Below are 22,635 nucleotides of genomic sequence, written 5' to 3'. Positions count from 1 at the left end.
TTCTTTTTCACTTTACAAGTCAAATTTATTGGTATTTACAAAATATTAAACCAATATTTATCACTACCGTAAACATAGGAGAAGTCAAGTTTTGAAAACGGGGACGCCCAGTCTTGACTATCTTAAAACCAAAAACCTGAACCTATGAAATATCTTAAAATAACCTCTTTCGTCTTTTGTTTATTCTTTCAGCTTCTGACTTTACACACAGTTTTTGCTCAAAAACAGCCCCGCAAGCCCAACATTATTTACATCTACGCCGATGACATGGGTTATGGAGAATTGGGTAGTTACGGACAGAAGAAAATCAAAACGCCGAATCTGGATAAGCTGGCCCAGGAGGGCATCCGTTTTACAAAACATTATACCAGCACACCCGTTTGTGCGCCTGCGCGCTGTATGTTGCTGACCGGTCGTCATGGCGGGCATTCCTTTATTCGGGGTAATTATGAAATGGGCGGTTTTCCGGACGATAAGGAAGGTGGACAAATGCCTTTACCGGAAGGCACGGTGACCATTGCCAAAGTGCTGAAAAACGCGGGTTATGTCACCGGCGCTTTTGGGAAATGGGGTTTGGGCATGAACAATACCACAGGAGATCCCAACAAACAGGGGTTTGATTATTTCTACGGTTATCTGGACCAGAAACAGGCCCACAACTATTAGCCGACGCATTTATGGGAGAATGGAACGCGGGATCAGCTGAATAACCCGGTCATGGATGTCCATAGAAAATTAGCACCCGATGCTCCTGACAGTGCGTTTAATTACTTTAAAGGAAAAGATTACGCGATTGATAAAATAGCAGACAAAGCGCAAAAATTCATTGCTGACCACCAGAAGGAGTCGTTTTTTCTATACCTCCCGATGACGATCCCGCATGTTTCGCTGCAAGTGCCGGATGAAGCGGTGAAGGAATACATCGGTCAGTTTGACGAAAAACCTTATTATGGTGCAAAAGGTTATGCGTCTGTGCGGTACCCGCTTTCCACCTATGCAGCCATGATCACTTATCTCGACAAGCAGGTAGGCAAGATCATGCAGCAGATTAAGGCGCTCGGACTGGACGAAAATACCATCATCATGTTTTCAAGTGATAACGGTGCTACGTTCAACGGAGGAGCTGATGCTAATTTTTTCAACAGTGTAGCCGGATTGCGGGGACTGAAAATGGATATTTATGAAGGCGGCATCCGCGAGCCGTTCATTGCCAGGTGGCCGGGAAAAATTAAAGCAGGTACCACGACAGACTTCGTTTCTGCGCAGTTTGATATGTTTGCCACATTCTCAGCCATCGCGGGCGTGCAGGCACCGGTTTCTGACGGGATTTCGCTGCTGCCTGTTTTTACGGGAAAGGGAAGACCAGAGGCAAGAGAGTATCTGTATTTTGAATATGGCGAAAAATCAGGGCAGATTGCGATCCGTTTTGAAAAATTCAAAGCCGTCAAAAGTGATGTGAAGAACAATAAAAATGCGCCTTGGGAATTGTATGACATGGTTTCAGATGAAAAGGAAACCCAGGACATCGCTTCAAAACATCCTGAAATTATTGCCAGGCTGGATGAGATTGTGAGGAAAGAACATTTGCATGCAACCGTAAAGGACTGGGAATTTATTGATCCTAAATTTTAAGATTTTGTTTAATCGTAATGGACACAAAGAGAAGTCATTGTGTCCATTGCGAAACCCGTTGCGTCTATTGCGCCGGGCCGGTTAAAGAAACAAAATAATTATTTTCAGAATCCCCTTGTTCGTATCAAAATAATATCATTACTTTATCTATCAATTAAGTAGAATAAAAGAGAGGCCCTTACTATTTATGACATTCAATGTTTGAAAAATATTTGATGCAATAAATATTTCCACGCCTGATACCCGAGAGACAGCGCAAACCGGACTTGCCGGATTTTCGGTGGTTGTCAATTCAAGCTAGCCCGGTCAGGCTGTCGCGGGGTATCAGGTGTGTTAATTTTGTAATCTGATATTATCTGACTGCGGAAATTGCTTCCTTTATACATCGTAACGATTTTCTTGATGGCGATAGTCTTGAAAGAGCGACTTTTTTGATCCAAGCAAAGTATAAATGTACTGCATACCGGGATAATTTTCTTGCTTAAAACCTGAAATATTGACCCGGTTTACCAAGAATTCGTATTAAGATGAAGAAATACCTACTCATTGCCTGTATCCTGACGGCTATTTCCCTGCACGATCTTTTTGCCCAAAACAAGAATACCAAACGCCCCAATATCATTTTCATTCTGGCCGATGACCTGGGTTACGGCGATGTCGGATTCAATGGACAAAAATTAATCAAAACACCCAACATTGACCGGCTAGCCGCTGAGGGTGTCAAATTTCCGCAGTTTTATGCCGGAACTTCTGTTTGTGCCCCGTCGCGGTCTTCATTGATGAGTGGAAAACATACCGGGCATACCTACATCCGGGGGAATAAGGGGGTAGATCCGGAAGGCCAGGAGCCAATCGCTGATTCGGTGGTTACCATTGCGGAAGTTTTAAAAAAAGCCGGATATGTCACGGGTGCTTTTGGCAAATGGGGCTTGGGACCGGTTGGTTCTTACGGAGACCCAAACAAACAGGGTTTTGACCAATTTTATGGCTATAACTGCCAAAGTCTGGCGCATCGTTATTATCCTGATCATTTGTGGGATAATCAGAAAAAAGTAGTGCTGGAAGAAAATCAAAACCTGATCCATAACAAACAATACGCGCCTGATCTCATCCAGAAACAGGCGTTGGCATTCGTTGATTCAAAAGATGGAAAGCAGCCGTTCTTTTTATTTTTGCCATACATTCTGCCCCATGCGGAGCTGATCGTACCGGAGGACAGTATTTTTCAATATTATAAGGGGAAGTTTGATGAACAGCCTTTCAAAGGAGCAGATTACGGACCGAAGGCAACCAACGGAGGTTATGCTTCACAGCAATATCCACACGCCGCTTTTGCAGCGATGGTTGCACGGCTTGATCTTTATGTCGGCCAGATTCTGGATAAATTGAAAGAAAAAGGTCTTGATAAAAACACGCTGGTGATTTTTACAAGCGACAACGGGCCGCATATTGAAGGAGGTGCAGATCCTCAATTTTTTCACAGCGGCGCAGGTTTTAAAGGTGTAAAACGTGATTTGTACGAAGGTGGAATCCGTGAGCCGTTTGCAGCGCGCTGGCCCGGTGTGATTATGCCGGGAGCCCAAAATGATTTTATCGGCGCATTCTGGGATATTCTGCCCACATTTGCAGAACTGGCAGGAGCAAAAATCCCTCCACATATTGATGGGATTTCCTTTGCTTCCGCCATTACCGGAAAAGGGATTCAGAAAAAACACGATCACCTGTATTGGGAATTTCATGAACAAGGCGGTCGACAGGCAGTTCGGCAGGGAAACTGGAAAGCTGTGAGGCTGAAAGTGGCAGAAAACCCGGATTCGCCGGTGGAGTTATATGATTTATCGAAGGATTCAGGGGAGAGGCGCAACGTAGCGTCACAATTTCCCGGCAAAGCAAAAGAGCTCAGCCGGATTATGAAACAGGCACACACGCCATCGATGCTGTTTCCTTTTGGAAAAGAAGGAAAGTAACTAAATTAATCCCAGCGTGGCAGAAACTTTAATCAGCGAGGCTGTATTTCCCACATCAAACTTCATGAGCAAATTGGCCCGGTGACTGTTTACCGTCGTTACGCTGACGAATAGTTTTTCCGCGATCTGTGGGTTTGTCATGCCTTCGGCAATTAAAGCCAATACTTCTTTTTCCCTACGGGTTAAAAAAGGGATTGCTCTTGGGGTAATATCGGCAGCCGGATTCTGGTCAAAATTGACGTTCATAAAATAACCGCCCTGCTGCACCTGTTTGATCGCTTCCAGAATATCTTCCTTGGAAGAACTTTTGATCAGATAACCGCAGGCACCGTTCTGGATCATTCGGGAAACATAAGCTCTTTCGTTGAACGTACTTAATGCGACGGATTTTACGTTCGGGAATTGTTCCTTTATTTTTTTACAAAGATCAATCCCATTGATATCCGGCAGGTTAATGTCCAGGAAGGCAATGTCAACTTCATTGTTTTTCAGAAACGAAATTGCGTCAAAAGCATTGGTGGCTGTACCGGCCACGACGATCCCGTCACTATCTGATAACAGTGATTTTAAGCCTTCGAGGACTAGAAGATGGTCGTCTACGATTAATATTCTTACAGCCATTGTTTACTTTTTTGGCAAAAATATGTGTTCATTCCTTAAAATTTTGAAAATGAACACCCTTGTAACCGAAAAAGATATTAAACGGTAATTTCGATCAAAACGGAGGTGCCTTCGTCTGGTTTTGACTGAATATCCAGCTTTCCGTTCAGATAATCTACCCGCGCCTGTACATTCTGTAAACCTGCGCCTTTGTTGGTTTTTAGTATCGCAACGTCAAATCCTTTGCCATTGTCTTCCACGGTGACACTCACTTCATTCCCGACACGCGTAAGCTGCACCTGCGCCTCGGTGGCTTCCGCATACTTAATCACATTGTTCAATAACTCCTGAACGATGCGGTAAAGCGTAATTTCTACGGAAGATTCCAGTCTTTCCGAAAATCCAAAGGCCTGAATTTTTACTTTCAGCTGTCCTGAATCACTTATGCCGTTGCAGAAATCACCAAGGGCATCGACAAGGCCGAACCTGACCAGCGTTTCGGGCATCATACTGTGTGCAACACGGCGCATTTCGTTAATGGCACCGTCGAGCTGACCGAGCGCCCGGGTGAATGCAATGGCACTCGATTCGGGCAAAATAACATTTCCTTTCACAGAATTTAGCGTAAATTTTATGCCGGACAATAATCCCCCCAGACCGTCGTGCAGGTCGCGCGCTACCCGGGTTCGTTCTTCTTCCTGGCCTTTTAAAATTGAGTTTGTTGCTACCAATTGTTTTTCCTGTTGCAATTGTTTTACCTCATTTTCCGCGATTCTCTTGCGGATCATGATGTTTCTGTAAACCAATGCGGCGATGATAATGCTGACCAGTAAACCGGCCAAAAGGCCATAGATCATCGTATTTCTTGCTTCTTTGTCTTTTTCAAGCGACAGGATCTGTTTTTCTTTTTGAGCGGTCTGATATTTTGCGTCCAGTTCCTGTAACTGATTTTGTACGTCTTTTCCCTGAACAGAATCATTCAGCATCTTGTATTTCATCAAATAATCATAGGCCCCTTTGTAATTGTTTTGTCTGGCCAGATCGGCCGCATAGTCCTCGTACAATTCCACCAGATGATCCTGCATTTCATTCTCCTCTGCAATTTTTAAAGCCTGTGCCGTATATTTTGCCGATTCTTCGGGCCGGTTTTGATCTTCCGCGATAAACATCAACGCCCTGAGGCAAGACATTTCCAGAAAGACGTTATTACTTTTTCTTGCTAGTGCCAATCCTTTTTCACCGAAGTCCCTTGCCTTGTCCATTTGCTTTAATTTCCGGTACGAACTGCATAAACCACTGTACGCCTGCGTGATGAAAATATCCGATTTAATCGCTTTCGCTATGGCAAGGCCTTCGTTAAAATGGGGTATGCTTTGTTCGTATTTTTTTAAATTATACAGGCATAAACCGAGTGTTGTCAAAAGATCGGCAAGTTGTAAACTGTCGCCCAATGGTCTGGCCAGCGCCAATGCTTTTTGTTTGTACACATAGGATTTACCGAAAAGATTAGCATGTTCGAAGGCCGTCCCAATGTTGGAATACAGCTGTGGAATGTATTCTTTTCTCCCCTCTTTCTCGAAAATGTCCGCAGCCTGCTGATAATATTTGATAGACTCGGTAAACTTTCCAAGATAAGAGTAGCTGGCCCCGATATTGGCAAGGCTCTTCCCGATGTAAATCTGATCCTTAATGCTTTTTGAAATATCCAGGCATTCTTCATTGAGTTTCAGGGCCTGTGCAAATTTTCCCTGTAAATTTAAAATGTAGGTATAGTTCGTTCTAAACTTGATTTTGCCGGGAGCATAATTGATCTTGTCACTCAATGCACCCGCCTTTAAATAATATTTTCCGGCACTGTCCAGGTTTTCGCCTTCCAGAAGCTGGCCGTATTTGATGTAAGCCAAAACCCGGTTGGTATCCTCCTTGCTCCCCTGAATCTGCCTGAAAACGGTTGCCCGGTCTACGTTGGGCAAGGTCGTTTGCGCACGGATATCAATACCAATAAAAAGTAATAAAATGCTGCTTAAAACTGATTTCATCGAACCGGTTTGAATTTGTTCAGCTGGTAAATTACGAGTGTAAAGGTCTGAAACAAAACCTTTAAATAATATCCTCTAAAAGCATGATTTTTCAAAAATCGTGCTTTCGTATGATTGATTGCCGTTGGTTGGTGTAGCTACCTTTGTAAGGTCGAAAGACAAGTTAGTAATCTCATTTTTAAATATTTACAATTAACACAATAACTTTTAACAGCCATGAAAAAATTACTTTTATTGTTGACGCTTACCACTTTTATCTTTTCGTGCAAAGACAAAGACAAGAAGGATCCGGAGCCTGCACCTGAGCTGAGTACCCGTGTAGAAGGTTCCTACAAAGCGACCAAGCTTACCATGGACGGAGAAGATCAACCACTTATCAACGGACGTTCCATCACGATGGTTTTTTCAAAATCAACAGCAAGCGAAGTTACCGGTATCATGAAGTACACGACCGAAGACGGGGACAGCGGCGCAGAGGATTTGGGTAAGGTGATTCTGAAAGACAAGGGTGATAAGGGCATCGACTTGTACGACGGATCGGAAAAGGTGGGGAATGTCAGCAATGCGAATATCCTGACCGTTTCCGTCTTCTCCGATGGTTCACAGATTGATATTATCGCTACAAAAAAATAGGCACTTCTCAACATAACTGATCATTTTGTTTGCCATCGGCTTTCGGCAATCGGCTAAAAAGTTGTTTTCCGGACCGACCTGACAGCCGATTGCTGAAAGCCGATGGCAATCGGACTTACCATATATTCCCCGAATACATGAAAACGATATTTGAAAATTTTAGAATTGTTGCCCTTTTCGTTGCTATGGGCCTGATATTTAGCTGTACAAAATCCGATCCCATTGTCGGTACATCCTGCGAAAGAAACGCGGAAAAAGTATCGGAAGCGGCTTTGGCTTATACCTCAGATCCAACGAGTACCGCCAGATGCGAAGCCTATAAAACAGCGGTCAGTAACTTTTTCAAGTCCTGCCCAACGTATTATTCGGGCGCTTCGAAAGATGCCCTGGACGAATTTTTGAAAACACCTTGTAATTAAAGGTCGTAAAGGCGGCCTGCTTTGATAAAAATCTATTAGCCATTGCCATGAAAAACTTAATTTCTTCTTTATTTATCTATTGCCTCGCGCTTACATTCCTGAATTTCAGGTTTGCCGATGATTTCTCCGCATTTGAAACGACTTCCCGGGATGTGCACGAGCGGTTGTGGAGTGTTCTGCAACACAACGGACTTCATGTTCCTTATCTTAGTAACAATGTAAAAACTGCCTGCCGTGCTTTTGCCGGGGAAGAACAGGCGGCTGCCGTCAAAAAAATTGGCGGTCTTTGCAAAGCCTATTATGCTTCTGATGATTTTAAAAAGCGTTATCAGGATTGGCTGGCGAAAACATTTACACAAACGGCCATTCAACTTCCGGAGCGCCGGATCAAGGAAATCCGTGACGACCGGCAGAAGAATGTGGATATGATGAAAGAACAGGATGTCGCTCCGGTCATCGATATGCAGATTCAGGCCAATCAGAGTTTTGCAGAAATGGGGAGCATGGTAAATAGTCTGCCAGCCGAGCAACGGGCTGAATTTAAAAAACAGGTCGACAACGGAAAACGAAATGTTCTGGAGTATAAAAAATTGAAACAGCTTCTGAAAACAGATTATGCGGCGTTCAAAAAGCAATATGCGGAGCTTCAGGCGCAGGAACAAATCAATCAGGAACTCGATCAGCTGACGAGAAACAATAAATCGAACGCTGCGGAATTTGAAAAATGGAAAGATCCTAAAAAAGTGCTTTCGGCTAAGCTGGGTGAATTTTTGGCAAAAACTCAGGGTGTCGATTTTGCTGCGCAGACGAAACTGGTTAATGGCAGGAAAAAATTTGTGAACGGAAGCTATGAAGGAAAAAATGACCTCTGGAAATTTTGTTACCGGATGGGACAGGCTCCGACCAATGCGGCACGCAATTTCGCCCAGCAATGGCAGACAGAGTTGAAAAATAATATATAGTGTGGGATTAACAGGTTAGGTAGTTAGATATTAAATAGGTCAGTTTCCCAGAAGCTGACCTATTTTGTTTTGAAAGCGATTTGCTGTTATCTTGTGTACAACTACACACTATAATATAAAATGATGATGAATTTCGATTTATTGGTACACACCATTCAGGATACGCATACCACGCTTCAGCAAAGTGCGATCAAGGCCATCAACAAACATTTGACGATCAGAAACTGGCTCATCGGCTTTTACATTGTTGAGTTTGAACAAAAGGGGGAGGATCGGGCGAGGTATGGGGAGAAACTACTTCAGAATCTGGCAGATTCATTGAATCAGAATAGCTTGTCTTATAGGAATTTGCGTCTTTTTAGACAGTTTTATTTGTTGTATCCCCAAATCTCGGAAACGATTAAAGAGCAATTTTATCAATTAAATTTGCAGTCCTTAAATTGGCAATCATCGATTGCCAAATCTTTATCTGTTGAGAAACAGCGCGATATAAATTGGCAATCGATTGCCAATTTGAAAAATGTCCCGCGCAATGCTTATGAAATTTCTCCGGATAAGCTACTTGCCAAATTGTCTTATACGCATCTGGTGCAATTGTTTCCGATAGATGATCCGTTAAAACGCACTTTCTACGAAATTGCCTGCATCAAAGGCAACTGGAGTGTCAGTGAATTGAAGCGCCAGATTAATACTTTGTATTTCGAGCGGTCGGGAATGAGTCTGAACCCGGAGAAATTAAGTCTGGATGTTCAGGAAAATGCTGAGAAAGTCAGGGTGGCAGATATCATCAAATCTCCTTTTACCTTTGAATTTTTAGGACTTAAATCCAAAGATACAGTCTATGAAAATGAGCTGGAACAAGCGCTTGTAGATCATCTGGAAGAATTTTTGATTGAACTGGGTCATGGTTTTTGCTTTGAATCGAAACAAAAACGTATAACCATTGGGGATGAATACTTTTTTATCGACCTCGTTTTTTATCACAGGATTTTAAAATGCCATGTCCTCGTTGAACTCAAAACCAATGAAGTAAAACATGAGCATATCGGGCAGCTAAAAACCTATATCAATTACTATAAAAAAGAAATCATGCTGGAAGGAGATAACCCTCCCGTTGGCATTCTCCTGGTAACAGATCAGAACAAAGCATTGGTCGAATATGCGGTGGCAGACAGTGATATGGCCTTATTTGTCAGCAAATACATCCTCGAATTACCCAGCAAAGAGCAACTGGAAGTATTTATCAAAAGCGAATTAAATCAGCTTTGAGGCTTAGGAAACCCGTTTGTAGATAGTTTCCGTTGCTTTGTCTTCCTGCCCTTCCGGGGAGATATTGTACGCCGTGATGATCAGATTATTTTCATCGGTTAATTCGAAAACGGTTCGCCAGCCCCAGGGTTCGGGAATATCAGGGCCACCATAACTTCCCAAAACAGAAAAGCCATGATCAGTCATGTTCCCTTCGGACAGCAATATTCCGGTGCCCATGTGAAAGCTGTCGATCCAAGAGCACTGGATTTTGTTGTTTGCGATATCAAAACCAAAGGTAGCTACACCTTCAAAAGAATTCCCGTTGAGGCTTCCCTGATATTCATAAATCAGAAAACGACCTTCCAGGATCGGACGTATCCTTCCTTTCATGGGAGATTCATCGGCGAGCACATTCGGTTCGAACCAGGTTTTGGTCGCTCCTTCCCAGTTACCGGCCAACGCCCCCAGTTTTTTATGAATACCTGATTTTAATGAAATTTCAAACTGACTTTCGCTCATGGTTATTTGCCGGATTTTAATTTGCCTTTTTCAAACGCTCATCCTCTTTGAGCAGGAGCACCACACCAGCAGGATCCGACATCCAGTTGCCTTTCATCCCGGCGGGTAGTTTTTCGAGCTCTGGTCTGAAATTTACTCCATTTTCTGATAAATAGGTTCTTGCCTGCTGAACATCATCCGTATTTAACTCAAACCATATATCCGTCTGGCTAAAATGATCAACGCGGTCAAACCATAGCGTAAGAGTCCCAAAACGGCAATAATGACTTTGACCAGTATATTCATGAAAATAGGGTGTCAGTTCGAAACCAAGAACATCCCGATAAAACGCGATGGTTTTATCATATCTGTCGAGCGGAATTTTGACGGCGACGTTGGCACCGCCATCAAACACAGGTTTGCTATTCATATATTAGTATTGATTATCGTGGATGACTTCTCCATAGTTTCTCAGAGAGGTCGGAAATAGGATGAATTTAATAGTATTTATTTATCTTGTTACAGGACAAAATTAAGTATATTGGCGAGCGCAAATGCAGGCATAAAAAGTCATTCGCAAGGGGTATTTGAGACAAAAATTGATACATTAGCCATGATTTTAACGATAATAAGATGGTACAACTAGCTCTTTTAATTACGAACAGGCACCGTTTATTAAGCGTAGCCGCGATTCTGGATGTTTTTGAATCAGTAAACCGCTTTTATGAATCAAATGGAGAATCACATTTTTTTGATATAAAATTGTTCACTCTGGCAACTGAATCTCCGGGCGTGATGACTTTCGGGAGCTATGAGCTTCAGCCGGTTCGTACAGCCGCTCAGCAAGACCTGATATTGATTCCTGCATTTTCTGCCACCGATACGAATGAGGCCGTGCAGGAAAATAGGCCACTGATCCCATGGTTACAGCAGCAATACCAGCAAGGAGCCGAAATTGCGAGTTTTTGTACAGGCGCTTTTTTACTGGCCGCCACCGGACTTTTAAATGGAAAGAGTGCCACCACGCACGTGAACGCAACAGCCAGTTTTGCGGCTACGTTTCCCGCCGTTCGTCTCTATGGAGATGCGATTGTGACGGATGAGGCTGGGATATATACCAGCGGAGGGGCCACGAGCAGCTTTCACCTGATGCTGCATCTGATCAAATTGTATTGCGGACGGGAGGTCACGATCCATATTGCCAAGTTGTTTGCCATTGATATGGACCGTGAGCAGCAGGCTTATTTCGGTACTTTTCAGCCTCCGCAGCATCATGGCGATAATCTGGTAACAATGGCCCAGAGAAGGATTGAGGATGCTTACCAGGACGTCAGTACGATCGAAGAAATGATACAGGATATTCCTGCGAGCCGCCGGAATGTGGTGCGCAGGTTTAAACTTGCTACCGGGGTTACACCCATCGAATATCTTCAGAAAACCAGGATTGAAGCGGCAAAAAAACTCCTGGAACAAACAGACCAGAGTGTTCTGGAAGTGATGCTGAATTCGGGATATAATGATTTGAAAGCTTTCAGGCAGTTATTTAAAAAAAGTGCGGGCATGACTCCTAAATCTTACCGTGAGAAATTTAATGCGGGTAGGATGGAAAGTGTCGGATATGCACGGAAGTAATAAAATGTTGCTATTTTGATTTACTACTTTGAACCATGATCAATTCATCTCAACTATGTTAGCCACTTCAAGATCATTAAAGATTATCGTCATACTCTTGGGCGCTCTGCTGGGCCAGCAGGGTTATGCTCAGGATACATGGCCAAAAGAAGTCTCGTTTTCGGGCGGGGGAGTAATTACCATTTATCAGCCCCAGCCTGAAAAACTATCTGGAGATAACCTCGATTTTCGTGCGGCGGTATCGGTCAGGAAGAAATCCGGAGACGACCCGGTTTTCGGAGCCATGTGGGTTCAGGCACAACTGGATAGCCGTGGGAGCAATGCAACGGTAAAACAGGTTACCGTCAGGCAGTCTAAATTTGCAGATCAGGAAACGATATCGGTTGCTGATTTTAAAAGGTCGGTAGAACAGGGCTTCCCCGGTCTTCGTGTGCAGTTTTCCAGGGAAAGTCTTCAGGCTTCCATTAATCAGGAACGCAGCGAAGGGAATTTAAAAAATGATCCTCCGTTGATCATGTACCGTGACAAACCTACGACCCTGATCGTGCTGGATGGTGAGCCTATGGAAGAAACAGACGACGATCTGAAAATGACACGGGTCGTGAACACTCCTTATCTGATTGTTAAGAATCCTGATGATAAAAAATATTATTTGTACGGAGGGAGTTTCTGGTATAGCTCTACACGGATAAAAGATGGCTGGGTAAATGTAAAACAGTTGCCGTCGCGGATAAAAAAGGTGAATGCCAAGATGAAGGAAGAAGAAAAGAAGGCATCTCGTGAAAATGATCCGATCAGTAAGTTTACCACACCGACAGCCATTTTGGTTGTAACAGAACCTGCCGAGCTTATTCAGACAGAAGGAAAACCGACCTATCAGTCAGTGGAAGGTTCAACACTTTTGTATGTCAACAACTCGCTTGATGAGATTTTTAAAGATATCAATAGCCAGAAAAATTACATCCTTATAGCCGGTCGCTGGTACCGGAGTTCATCTTTAAACGGTCCCTGGGAATATGTTTCGCAGGATGCGCTGCCAAGCGCTTTTGCCGATATTCCGGCCGGATCTGAAAAGGATGGTGTGCTGGCGAGCATAGCCGGAACCGACGAGGCCTATGAAGCGGTCATGGATGCGCAAATTCCGCAAACTGCCAAAGTGAACCGTTCTACGGCTACCGTAGAGGTTAATTATGACGGAAATCCAAGTTTTGCGCCAATTGAAAATACAAATCTGTCTATTGCTGAAAACAGTAATATCACGGTGATGCGTGCGGCCAACAACCGGTTTTATGCGCTCGATAACGGGATATGGTTTGTTAGTAATGATCCATACGGTCCGTGGCAGGTAGCCAACGAGCGTCCTGCCGATGTTGACAGGATTCCCCCGAGCAGCAGTGCCTACAATGCACGGTATGTGCAGATTTATGAAACAACTCCGCAATATGTTTATGTAGGATATACGCAAGGATACATGGGTAACTACATTTACGGCCCGACCGTGGTGTGGGGAACCGGCTGGCATTACAGGCCCTGGAGAGGCAGATACTATCGTCCGCGGCCCATTACCTGGGGATTTGGCATGCACTATAATCCCTGGACAGGCTGGTCAATGAGTTTTGGCCTGGGCTTTAACGTGGGCTGGTACCACTACGCTTACAGTCGTCCTTATTATGGGGGAGGCTGGTTTGGACCGCCTGCTTACCGGCCTCCGCATCGTCCATGGGGATGGAATGGAGGTTATTATGGAGACCGACCAGGCTATAATCGTCCGGGAGGGAACAGCAATAATAATCGTCCAAGACCAAATGTTGTCATTAACAGACCGGGAGGTGGATATACCAAGCCGGGAGGAGGTTATAACAGACCCGGCAGCAGTAATAACAATTTATATCGTGATCGGAAGTACGTAGTTTCGACGCGGGATAATGTTTTCAGACCGGTCACACGCCCGTCGACAGGCAGACCATCGACAGGAGATAATTCATCGGGCAGACCTTCTGTGACAAGACCGGGCACAGGGAATAATGATAATGGCAGACCTAATACCGGCAGACCGTCAACCGGCGCGGGGGGGGTTACCGTTCCGGATAGAAGGCCAGCGCCAGGTGACAATTCGTCGGGCAGACCTTCTGTGACAAGACCGGGCACAGGGGATAATGACAATGGCAGGCCGAATACCGGAAGACCATCAACAGGCTCGGGAGGCGTTACTGTTCCGGACAGAACAAGGCCGTCAACAGGTGGCGGGCAAGTCACGCGTCCAGAAGTCACCCGACCGGAGGTTACGCGTCCTGTAACAAGGCCGATAGAATCCGGCCGCCAGCCAGCCGTGCAGCAGCCTACCCGTGACCGTCAGCCGGCAAACCCTCGTCCATCGATTAATCCGGGACAGAACAACCGTCCTGCGCAGAGCAGACAGCCGGTAGTGAACCAGCCAAGACCGGCGCCAAAGTCTGGCGGAGAGCAGTCGAGGCAGCCGTCGCAGCGATCAAATCCAAGAGGACAGGAATAAAGAGGAAAATAAAGTGGGTGAATTTCAAACTGAGATTCACCCACTTTTCAGACAAAGTAGTTCAATATACTTCATTCAAGACGGACCAGGCACATCACCTCATTGTCGTTTGTATAACACTCCAGACAGTAACCGTCATGTGCGATGCTTGGATTTTCAAGGAGTTTCATGAAAGTGCTGCCGATGATCTGTGGATTTTTCATCCAGTCTTTAATTGTTTCACTGATATATTTCCCTTTGACGATCGTGAACGGCATATAACCTGCTTTTTCAGCCTCTCCGTCATGAAGTTCGGTGACTGCAGCCTTATAAATGATCACCCCCTTCTCATTGGGATTGGACATTCCGTACCAGGTTCTTTTATCACAATCGGGCAGCGAAGCCTGTAATATGTCAAATGCTTCCTTGATACCGTCAGGGAAAGATTTTGCAGTATTGCAAATGACTTTCAGATCTTCCTTTAATTCGAATGTTTCCATAGCTTTCGGTTGTTTATGCTTTGATTAACAGGATACAAATTAATAAGAATTTCAGGAAGTTATACGCCGGGGTTTGGGACAAAGGGAAGGGGAAGGCAGGACAAGTTTTTGCAGGGCGGCGTTCGTTTTTTAGGTTAACCGGGAAGTTTTACCAGTTAATTCGACGGATGCTTTTTTTACCATTTGACATTACCCGATTTTTTGAAAAGTCGTGAAAAATAGGATCTATTGGCAAAGCCCGGGGATATAGCAGGAAAGACGTTTAATGTTAGTCGGAAGACTTTGCCGAGAGAAAGCTTAGGCCTTTTGCAGGGGATGGTTAACGTGGTTTTATGGGAATAATTATAAAATATTTAAGATCAATTATCTGTCAGAGAATATAATTCACTATTTTCGGTCTCTCGTAATCCCGAACTAATTCTTACCCATGATTAAAAAAATCCTACAAGCTGTTTTGGGCATTTTCCTCTGCGCCGAAGCATCTTTTGCTCAGAATGCAGTCAAGTCTGCAATTGACGCCTTCGCAGTTACAACAGGCTCCACCAGTACCATCGATAAAGCCACCAATTCAATAAGTTTTATGCGCTTCTCCACGGGGCGGGCTTATCAGATCAACGGTGTTGATGTACAGCAAAAATCGTCTAATTTTATGTCTGTTAATCCTAAAATATTTGGTTTAAGAGCTAATGAGGACAGTTTCAGGTTTAGAGCACAAAGGACGGACAAGCATGGACTGGAACATGTTACCCTTCAGCAAACGTATAAAGGTGTTCCGGTGTTTGATGGGATGTACAGGTTTCATTACAATAAAAATAGAGAACTAACCGCCCTGAACGGCAATTTCATTTCAGAAATAAAGGTAAATCCCGTACCGACCCTTGCCCAGCATGAGGCAGAGGCACTGGCTATTAAATATGTACAAAAAGGAGTCCTGGAAAAAACGGAGAAACAACTGAGAGTCCATAAAAGTACGATATACATTTTTCAGAAAGGACTGGCGCAAGGTTATAACGGAAGCAAGTCCCTGGTATATGAGGTCGAGGTCAGAAATGACGTGGACATCCGGGAGTTTTTATACATCGATGCGCACAGCGGCGTTTTGGTTGAGCAATTTACCGGTATGCATAGCGCTTTACACCGTACTTTGTATGAAACCGCTATTTCGAATGACAATAAGAAATGGGACGAGGGCGATGCCTTGCCCGGGACATTGGATGAATGGCAGGAATCAGAAGTTGAAACATCCGGATTTATATACAATCTGATGAAAAATGCATTTGGGCAAGTGTCCTATGATGGGTTCGATGCGCCCATGATCACGGTCAATAATGATCCAAATATTTTTTGTCCAAATGCAAGCTGGAATGGCATGAGCGCTAATTATTGTACGGGGATCGCCACAGACGATGTGGTTGCACATGAATGGGGACACGCTTATACGGAATATACCAGCAACCTGATATACGGCTGGCAGGCAGGCGCGTTGAATGAAGCTTACTCTGATATCTGGGGAGAGACGGTTGATATGCTGGATAATTACATGGATGACGGAGAAAGTAACGCACTCAGAACCGCATGCGGTAGTTCAACACGCTGGCTGGTGGGGGAAAAGGCTATAAGCATGGGAGGAGCTTTACGGGATATGTGGGATCCGACTTGTAAGGGATCGCCGGGTAAAGTCTCCGATCCGCAGTATTGGTGTGCCTCCAATGATGGAGGTGGGGTACATACCAATTCGGGCGTCTTAAACCATGCATATGCTTTATTGGTAGACGGTGGTACATACAACGGGCAAGTGATCAGCGGTTTAGGTCTGGTTAAGGCCGCACATATTTTCTGGCGCGCGCAGTCGGAGTATATGACTGCAACTACGGATTTCGCCGCGCAGGCTGATTATCTCGAATCGGCTTTGGCAGATTTGATTGGTACAGATCTTCAGGGATTAACTACTTCGACAAATCCGGTTGGAAGTTCGGGAGAGATTATAACCGCGGCCGACGCTTTGGAACTTAAAAAAGTACTGTTGGCCGTGGAGCTCAGAAGGGAAGTACCCTGTACTTTTCAGGTAATTTTACAGCCGGTGCCGACACTTTGTGAGGGCGCCACGGCAAACTTCGCTTTATTTAGCGAAGATTTCGAATCAGGACTGATTGAGCGTGGATTTAATATGACTGCTGAAACGCTTTCGGGTACATGGATTGCGCGAAACTGGATAACCTCAACTGCGCCAGGGGGAAGAGCAGGAAAAGTAGCATTTGGAGTAGATTTCGGAGGGGACTGCGTCTCTGATCAATCCGGTATACTTCGTTTGGAAAGTCCCTTAATTCCAATTCCTGCGGGGACTGCCGGAAATCTGAATATGGTTTTTGATCATTATATCAATACCGAAGAAGGATATGATGGCGGCAATATTAAATACTCCATCGACGGAGGAGATTGGACGTTGCTGCCGGCAACTGCCTTCACCGCGAACGGTTACAATAAATTACTGTATTCAGCAGTTGCGGGGAATAGCAATCTGTTAGAAAGCCAGCCTGCGTTTACGGGTTCGGATAAAGGCGGTTTCAAAGGTTCATGGGGGCAAAGCCAGATTGATCTTACAGCCATAGGCCTGACACCCGGCAGTACTATTCAATTTCGGTGGGAGTTAGGAACTGACTACTGTGGCGGACTTGACGGCTGGTATCTTGATGATATCAGGGTATATAGCTGTGCGGTAACACCGGCTGTTCACTTCGTTACGGATCAATCAGCAGTCAATGAAGGGGAAGCCACTACTGTTTCAGGCTGTATGAAATATATTGATAAAACCGTGACCGTACAAATTGATAAGGCTCCTACGAATCCGGTGATCGTGCATTTTAATACACCAACGGGCACTGCAAAAATGGGTAGTACCGGCGATTATACGATAACACCTTCATCGGTGACACTGCAAGCCGGTGCATTGACACAAAATGTTACGGTGCGGATTTTTAATGATGCCTATATAGAAGGAAATGAAACGATTAACCTTTCGTATAGCCTTGATGTCAACGGTGGGAATGGATTCGCGGGTTCTTTATTTCAGTCTCACGAGCTGACCATTGTTGATGATGACCTGGCTACGGGAAATTATACGGAAGTATTAATGAACAGCGGTTTTAACTATGGTTCGTCTGGCTGGATTGTTAAAAATGGGGGGAATAGCAACCATACCTGGCAGGATATAGAATATAGTGGCGTTGCTTTGGACACAGGCGGTCGTCCGTTCTTTTTGGTAGATAGCGATGCAACCGGAGATCCCGCGATCACAATGGATGAAATTATAGAATCGCCTCCGATCAATACTTTGGGTAAAAAGAATCTTGTACTAACTTTTGCTCAGGATTGGTTTCCCTACGACGGCGGGTTTGCCGAACAGGGTTTGGTCGATGTCTGGGATGGAAATAACTGGTATAATGTACTTACGCAAACCGAGACTTCGGGTCGGTTGGGATCCCTTTTGGGGGCTGCCAATGTACAAACCATTCACATTCCGGATGCCTATGCCAATGTCAATATGAAGATCCGGTTCCGCTATAAGGCTAGTTATGATAATTACTGGGCTGTGGATAACGTGAAACTCACTAGTTCTCATTCCACAGATATCCTGACGGCCATTAATACGGGTAATGCTGCTCAGCAATATTTGGGGCCAAACGAAACCGCGGCTTTCTATGATCCGGCCACGGGAAATCTTATGGCGAAGATCAAAAACCTGACGGCACATGATTACGGCTGTACTTCGGTTGAAATTGATCGGGCGGGCGTGGATGAAACTTCGTGGGTAGGCACTTATAAAATAACCAATAAGACGTTCAAAGTTACGCCGACCCATAACAATCCGGCCGGAAAGTATGAAATAACGTTGTATTATAAGGCCGCAGAATTACCAAACTTTAATGGTAGCGACATTACTTCCATGGGTAAAAGCGCAGGCAGTATCGGTGTGGGAAATGTAGCTTCTTCATCCTTTGCGGAAATTCAGGCAAGTGCGGCCTTTAATACGGATCTGGCTTATACGGCCACTTTTAATTCCGGCTTCTCAGGTTTTGGTTTATCGAATGCCCCGCCTGTTGGACCGCTTCCTGTTACATTAACGACATTTGAAGGAAAAAATACCGTGGAAGGAAACCTGTTAAACTGGGCGACCACGATGGAAGTGAACAACGAGTATTTTGCGGTTGAAAGAACGATAGACGGAAAGAATTTCGCAGAAATTGGCAAAGTATCCGGGTTTGGCAACTCATCTGTACTGAATCGTTACAAGTTTCTGGATAGCGCTAATCCAAAGGGAATAAGTTATTATCGTCTGAAACAGGTAGACAAAGGCGGTAAATATGCATACAGCCGGATTATCGACGTCAATGCGCTTAACACAAAAGAGATTAAGTTTTTCCCAAACCCGGTTCAGTCCATGCTGACTTTGGAATTGCCTGATCCTGAAATCAAATCCGTTCAGGTGCAGATCATCAATTCTGCCGGACAAAAGGTGTTTGTAAAAGATGCGGTGAAGATTGTCAGTGGTAATTTTAATCTTGATGTTTCAAAATTACCAGCAGGTGTATATCAGGTAATTTTATCTGGAGACAAGAAAACTTACAACATATCCGTACTTAAACTTTAATTAGAAACCGATCTATAACAACAACAGGCTGTCCTTACACAAGGGCAGCCTGTTGTTGTTATAAGAAATCGAAGAGCGGAATAATCTAAAAAAAGATCAAAGCAACCCGTTTCTGCATGGTTTATGTGACTGAAATCACGGAAGTGAATAGCCGATCACCGACGGTCGAAAGCCCATCTAATAGACCTGAGCAAGAACCGTTGACAGCCAGGTTGAAACTTCGATGGCAGATTTATCTTTATTAAATGTTTCGATATCACCAGTCTGGTTAATCAAAACGGACTTATAGACCTGCGTTTCTTTGTCGTAATGGTATACATAAAAGCTGGTTATTCCCCGGTCTGCGCCTCCGCTGACGGGTTTGGAAAAAGCAGAGTCGTCGATGGCTGCACTTTTTGAAATATAGTTTTTTAAATCCGCAGCAGGAATGGATGTGGCAGCGCGTGTTGTGTTCAAAAGATTTTCTTTGATCTGATCCAAGGTAATCCCGGTTTTTCCATTTACGAGGGTCCATTTAGCCGGATTTTCGTAAAGCCTAATCTGGCCGTCCCGGTCAATAATAAAACCTTTAAACTGTTTCCCCCAGGCGTTGTTGGTATAACTGACTTCGAAAAAGATCTGCTGTTCTGTCGACCCTTCCACAGTTCCTTCATCACAGCCCACAAAGGCGAAAAATGAAAGAAGTAAAACCGCAGCACATTTTTTTAATAATTTGGTTTTCATGAAAATAGTCAGCTTGGATTATTAAAATTAGCGAAATTCGCTGAATTTTTATAGCAGTTAAAAACGTACTGATTTCATTTTGTGTTTACAAATTTCCCTTTTTCATTTCCCGAACGGCGTAGTCGACCGCTCTGGCAGTTAATGCCATATAAGTCAGGGAAGGGTTTTGCGTGGCAGTGGAAGTCATCGACGCACCGTCGGTAACGAATACATTGGCGCAATGATGCATTTGATTCCATTTGTTGAGCATGGAGGTTTTTGGATCTTTCCCCATGCGTACCCCACCCATTTCATGGTTTTCACTTCCGGGATTACGTTTCGTGTCCGATGTTTTGATATTGGTAAAGCCGGCCTTATCCAGCATTTCAGACAACTGAACATAAAAATCCTGGACCATTTTCATATCATTGTCGTCGAAATCGACCGACATGCGTAGTTTCGGTATCCCCCAGTTATCTTTTTGTTCGGAGTCCAGTTTTATAAAATTACTTTCTTTCATTAATGTTTCGCCCATCATTTGCGCACCGGCAGTCCAGCCACCCGATTCAGGTTTAAACAGGTTTGCTTTCAGTGATTCCCCTAATCCATCCGTAGGGTTGCCCATTTTTGAAGTAGAGAAAGAGGCCGCATAACCGCGCAGGAAATCAGTTTCCTGTTTGAAAACATTACGGAAACGTGGTATGTAGGCGGCATTGGGTCGTTTTCCATCGGTAGTAGAATCATGAAACCCATCAAATTCGGCACTAACCCTTCCTCGATAATTATGAAAACCAATGAATTTACCCAAAACGCCACTGTCATTTCCCAGGCCATTGGGGAAACGACTGGATATCGAATTAAGTAAAATCAGGTTGGAGTTGATGGCAGAAGCATTTACAAAAATGATTTTTGCATAATATTCCGTCATTTCTTTGGTCAGCGTATCGACTACCCTGACACCGGTTGCCTTATTTTTCTTTTCGTCATATATAATGGAATGCACCACGGAGTTTGGGCGTAAAGTCATATTGCCCGTGCGTTCAGCCCAGGGAATGGTGGATGCGTTGCTGCTAAAATATCCGCCAAACGGACAACCGCGCTGACAAATATTGCGATGCTGGCATTTTGCCCGGCCTTGTTGTGTGTGGATAGGCTGTGGATCGGTGATATGGGCCACTCTTCCGATAATGACAGGCCGCGCGTTTTTGTAATTTTTTGCGGTTTTTTGGCTGAAATGTTTTTCGACACAGGTTAATTCATGCGGTGGTAAAAATTCTCCATCCGGCAGCTGAGGCAAACCATCTTTGTTTCCTGAAATGCCGGCAAATTTTTCAACATAGCTATACCAAGGAGCGATGTCTTTATAACGAATCGGCCAATCGACGGCAAAACCATCCCGTGCGGGACCTTCAAAATCATAATCCGACCAGCGCTGGGTTTGCCTCGCCCATAATAAAGAACGTCCGCCGACCTGATATCCGCGCATCCAGTCGAAAGGTTTATCCTGGATGTAAGGGTGCTCGGCGTCTTTCACGACAAAGTGCATTGCGTCTTCCTTAAATATATAATGTTTGCTGGCAATGGGATTTTGTTCACGGATTGCCAGAGAGGGTTGTCCCAGATGTGGAAACTCCCATGGCTGCATGTTCGTCGTCGGATAGTCTTTGATGTGTTTGACATCTTTCCCCCGATCCAACACGAGCGTTTTTAATCCTTTTTCAGTAAGTTCCTTGGCCGCCCAGCCGCCACTTATTCCCGTTCCGATTACAATTGCATCAAAAGTCCGGGCTTTGATTGAATCTATATTAAGGTTCGACATGTCAAGAATGGTTCCTGGTGTTAGTAATCGGAAAATCAGTTTTCCGTTATTTATTGTAAAAGTCCAGGAATAGCGGAGTTACTGTATGATCTTGCTAAAAGTGTTTGATCAGAATATGGCGCTTTCCTTCGGTTTTAGATGTACAAGTCGGAGGATACGCTTTTATCATAACGTAAATGCCTATCCTTTCCTTAGCTCCTTTGGGGTAATTGTTTTTCCAGCGTTTGAATCACTTGGGCTTCCCGAGCTCGTTAAGCGCTCCCTGTTTCTAGCTTTGGAAATTGACGCTATTTTTTCTGCGGCTCCTTAGGAGCCTTCTATGCATGATCCGGGAACACCCGGCTGGATGCAGTCATTATTCTTCTTATATATAGGTATAGAAAAGCAAAGGCCTGCGTGCTGGCAGCCGTAGCCTCCCGATCAGGTCCTGTTGCGATGGGTCTTTGACCGGATTCAGCGCTTCGCTCCTGATATAAGACTTCCGATTTCACCAAAGCGGCAGCCATTCCCCAGCATTCTGCTGATTCAACGAGGGGCTTGGGCGTTTCAAAACAGGCATCCTGCGCAAACCCGGTTGAGCAGCCCCCTCCGCAGGAGCCTTTTAAGGCTGATTCACACGATCCAAGCAAGCCTACTCAAAAACTTAGAAAAAACTTTCACAAAAACCTTATTGAAGTTCAGGTGTTTAGCAAAAGAATCAAAAATAATTCACAATTATTTTCACTACGTGCTTGCGTAGTAAAAAAAAAGCTGCCACTTTTGCACTCCCAATCGGGTAATACGGCGCTGAAAACGATCACTGCCACAAGTTCCGGAAGTGATGGAGCACAGTTCTTTGACAT

At 44.5% G+C, this 22,635-nt stretch carries 16 protein-coding genes and 1 pseudogene; 9 read left to right on the top strand and 8 right to left on the bottom strand.

The annotated features are described in order from the left end of the window. Positions 1 to 144: 144 nt before the first annotated feature. Positions 145 to 1,632, top strand: a pseudogene (locus tag RB622_RS28965) (arylsulfatase). Positions 1,633 to 2,159: 527 nt separating this feature from the next. Next, positions 2,160 to 3,599 (top strand): arylsulfatase, encoded by a 1,440-nt coding sequence (locus tag RB622_RS28960; protein ID WP_308050324.1) that lies wholly within the window; start codon positions 2,160 to 2,162, stop codon positions 3,597 to 3,599. Here the strand turns inward: RB622_RS28960 and RB622_RS28955 are convergent, their stop codons facing one another. Together RB622_RS28955 and RB622_RS28950 are read right to left on the bottom strand one after the other, a co-directional pair. Then, positions 3,600 to 4,220, bottom strand: a complete 621-nt coding sequence (locus tag RB622_RS28955) for a response regulator transcription factor (RefSeq protein ID WP_308050323.1) — start codon at positions 4,218 to 4,220, stop codon at positions 3,600 to 3,602. A 77-nt stretch (positions 4,221 to 4,297) separates the two neighbouring features. Next, a complete protein-coding gene (locus RB622_RS28950; RefSeq protein ID WP_308050322.1) occupies positions 4,298 to 6,238 on the bottom strand; it encodes a sensor histidine kinase in 1,941 nt (646 codons plus the stop codon). Between the two features lie 216 nt (positions 6,239 to 6,454). Here RB622_RS28950 and RB622_RS28945 point away from each other — a divergent pair, with 216 nt between their 5' ends. The 4 genes from RB622_RS28945 to RB622_RS28930 all read left to right on the top strand — a co-directional run bounded on the left by RB622_RS28945 (position 6,455) and on the right by RB622_RS28930 (position 9,521). Continuing rightward, positions 6,455 to 6,871 (top strand): hypothetical protein, encoded by a 417-nt coding sequence (locus RB622_RS28945; RefSeq protein ID WP_308050321.1) that lies wholly within the window; start codon positions 6,455 to 6,457, stop codon positions 6,869 to 6,871. Between the two features lie 137 nt (positions 6,872 to 7,008). After that, entirely contained in the window at positions 7,009 to 7,290 is a 282-nt protein-coding gene (locus tag RB622_RS28940; RefSeq protein WP_308050320.1) for a hypothetical protein, read from the top strand. A gap of 47 nt (positions 7,291 to 7,337) precedes the next feature. Further along, on the top strand, positions 7,338 to 8,252 hold the full coding sequence (locus tag RB622_RS28935) for a hypothetical protein (RefSeq protein WP_308050319.1): 915 nt from the start codon (positions 7,338 to 7,340) through the stop codon (positions 8,250 to 8,252). A 120-nt stretch (positions 8,253 to 8,372) separates the two neighbouring features. Continuing rightward, positions 8,373 to 9,521, top strand: coding sequence for a PDDEXK nuclease domain-containing protein (locus RB622_RS28930; protein ID WP_308050318.1), 1,149 nt, complete (start codon positions 8,373 to 8,375; stop codon positions 9,519 to 9,521). Positions 9,522 to 9,524: 3 nt separating this feature from the next. Here RB622_RS28930 and RB622_RS28925 read toward each other — a convergent pair whose 3' ends face one another. Both RB622_RS28925 and RB622_RS28920 read right to left on the bottom strand, forming a co-directional pair. Further along, a complete protein-coding gene (locus RB622_RS28925) occupies positions 9,525 to 10,022 on the bottom strand; it encodes a DUF1579 domain-containing protein (protein WP_308050317.1) in 498 nt (165 codons plus the stop codon). A 16-nt stretch (positions 10,023 to 10,038) separates the two neighbouring features. Continuing rightward, complete coding sequence (locus tag RB622_RS28920) at positions 10,039 to 10,431, bottom strand: VOC family protein (RefSeq protein WP_308050316.1); 393 nt, start codon at positions 10,429 to 10,431, stop codon at positions 10,039 to 10,041. A gap of 203 nt (positions 10,432 to 10,634) precedes the next feature. Here RB622_RS28920 and RB622_RS28915 point away from each other — a divergent pair, with 203 nt between their 5' ends. Both RB622_RS28915 and RB622_RS28910 read left to right on the top strand, forming a co-directional pair. Continuing rightward, complete coding sequence (locus RB622_RS28915) at positions 10,635 to 11,633, top strand: helix-turn-helix domain-containing protein (RefSeq protein WP_308050315.1); 999 nt, start codon at positions 10,635 to 10,637, stop codon at positions 11,631 to 11,633. Between the two features lie 55 nt (positions 11,634 to 11,688). Continuing rightward, positions 11,689 to 14,145, top strand: coding sequence for a hypothetical protein (locus tag RB622_RS28910; RefSeq protein ID WP_308050314.1), 2,457 nt, complete (start codon positions 11,689 to 11,691; stop codon positions 14,143 to 14,145). 71 nt (positions 14,146 to 14,216) lie between these two features. Here the strand turns inward: RB622_RS28910 and RB622_RS28905 are convergent, their stop codons facing one another. Continuing rightward, positions 14,217 to 14,624, bottom strand: a complete 408-nt coding sequence (locus RB622_RS28905) for a transcriptional regulator (RefSeq protein WP_308050313.1) — start codon at positions 14,622 to 14,624, stop codon at positions 14,217 to 14,219. A 427-nt stretch (positions 14,625 to 15,051) separates the two neighbouring features. On the opposite strand from RB622_RS28905, the gene RB622_RS28900 reads away from it, so the two are divergent. Further along, positions 15,052 to 19,272 carry a M4 family metallopeptidase gene (locus RB622_RS28900; RefSeq protein WP_308050312.1) on the top strand — a complete coding sequence of 1,407 codons (4,221 nt, stop codon included), beginning with the start codon at positions 15,052 to 15,054 and terminating at the stop codon, positions 19,270 to 19,272. Positions 19,273 to 19,449: 177 nt separating this feature from the next. Here RB622_RS28900 and RB622_RS28895 read toward each other — a convergent pair whose 3' ends face one another. From RB622_RS28895 to RB622_RS28885, 3 genes are all read right to left on the bottom strand, one after another. After that, positions 19,450 to 19,995 carry a hypothetical protein gene (locus RB622_RS28895; RefSeq protein ID WP_308050310.1) on the bottom strand — a complete coding sequence of 182 codons (546 nt, stop codon included), beginning with the start codon at positions 19,993 to 19,995 and terminating at the stop codon, positions 19,450 to 19,452. Positions 19,996 to 20,080: 85 nt separating this feature from the next. Beyond that, positions 20,081 to 21,793, bottom strand: coding sequence for a GMC family oxidoreductase (locus RB622_RS28890; protein ID WP_308050309.1), 1,713 nt, complete (start codon positions 21,791 to 21,793; stop codon positions 20,081 to 20,083). A 317-nt stretch (positions 21,794 to 22,110) separates the two neighbouring features. Then, positions 22,111 to 22,422, bottom strand: coding sequence for a hypothetical protein (locus tag RB622_RS28885; protein WP_308050308.1), 312 nt, complete (start codon positions 22,420 to 22,422; stop codon positions 22,111 to 22,113). Positions 22,423 to 22,635: the final 213 nt, after the last annotated feature.

It is taken from the genome of Dyadobacter sp. LHD-138, assembly GCF_030929615.1.
In the GTDB taxonomy this organism is placed as follows: Bacteria; Bacteroidota; Bacteroidia; order Cytophagales; family Spirosomataceae; genus Dyadobacter.
The sequence above is the reverse complement of the archived record's forward strand: the minus strand, read 5'-3'. Positions and strand labels throughout refer to the sequence as shown.

Coding starts and splice junctions, on each gene's coding strand:
- RB622_RS28895 (WP_308050310.1), bottom strand. CDS start 19,995: ATGAAAACCAAATTATTAAAAAAATGTGCTGCGGTTTTACTTCTTTCA.
- RB622_RS28930 (WP_308050318.1), top strand. CDS start 8,373: ATGATGATGAATTTCGATTTATTGGTACACACCATTCAGGATACGCAT.
- RB622_RS28900 (WP_308050312.1), top strand. CDS start 15,052: ATGATTAAAAAAATCCTACAAGCTGTTTTGGGCATTTTCCTCTGCGCC.
- RB622_RS28945 (WP_308050321.1), top strand. CDS start 6,455: ATGAAAAAATTACTTTTATTGTTGACGCTTACCACTTTTATCTTTTCG.
- RB622_RS28915 (WP_308050315.1), top strand. CDS start 10,635: ATGGTACAACTAGCTCTTTTAATTACGAACAGGCACCGTTTATTAAGC.
- RB622_RS28960 (WP_308050324.1), top strand. CDS start 2,160: ATGAAGAAATACCTACTCATTGCCTGTATCCTGACGGCTATTTCCCTG.
- RB622_RS28955 (WP_308050323.1), bottom strand. CDS start 4,220: ATGGCTGTAAGAATATTAATCGTAGACGACCATCTTCTAGTCCTCGAA.
- RB622_RS28890 (WP_308050309.1), bottom strand. CDS start 21,793: ATGTCGAACCTTAATATAGATTCAATCAAAGCCCGGACTTTTGATGCA.
- RB622_RS28910 (WP_308050314.1), top strand. CDS start 11,689: ATGTTAGCCACTTCAAGATCATTAAAGATTATCGTCATACTCTTGGGC.
- RB622_RS28920 (WP_308050316.1), bottom strand. CDS start 10,431: ATGAATAGCAAACCTGTGTTTGATGGCGGTGCCAACGTCGCCGTCAAA.
- RB622_RS28925 (WP_308050317.1), bottom strand. CDS start 10,022: ATGAGCGAAAGTCAGTTTGAAATTTCATTAAAATCAGGTATTCATAAA.
- RB622_RS28940 (WP_308050320.1), top strand. CDS start 7,009: ATGAAAACGATATTTGAAAATTTTAGAATTGTTGCCCTTTTCGTTGCT.
- RB622_RS28935 (WP_308050319.1), top strand. CDS start 7,338: ATGAAAAACTTAATTTCTTCTTTATTTATCTATTGCCTCGCGCTTACA.
- RB622_RS28905 (WP_308050313.1), bottom strand. CDS start 14,624: ATGGAAACATTCGAATTAAAGGAAGATCTGAAAGTCATTTGCAATACT.
- RB622_RS28950 (WP_308050322.1), bottom strand. CDS start 6,238: ATGAAATCAGTTTTAAGCAGCATTTTATTACTTTTTATTGGTATTGAT.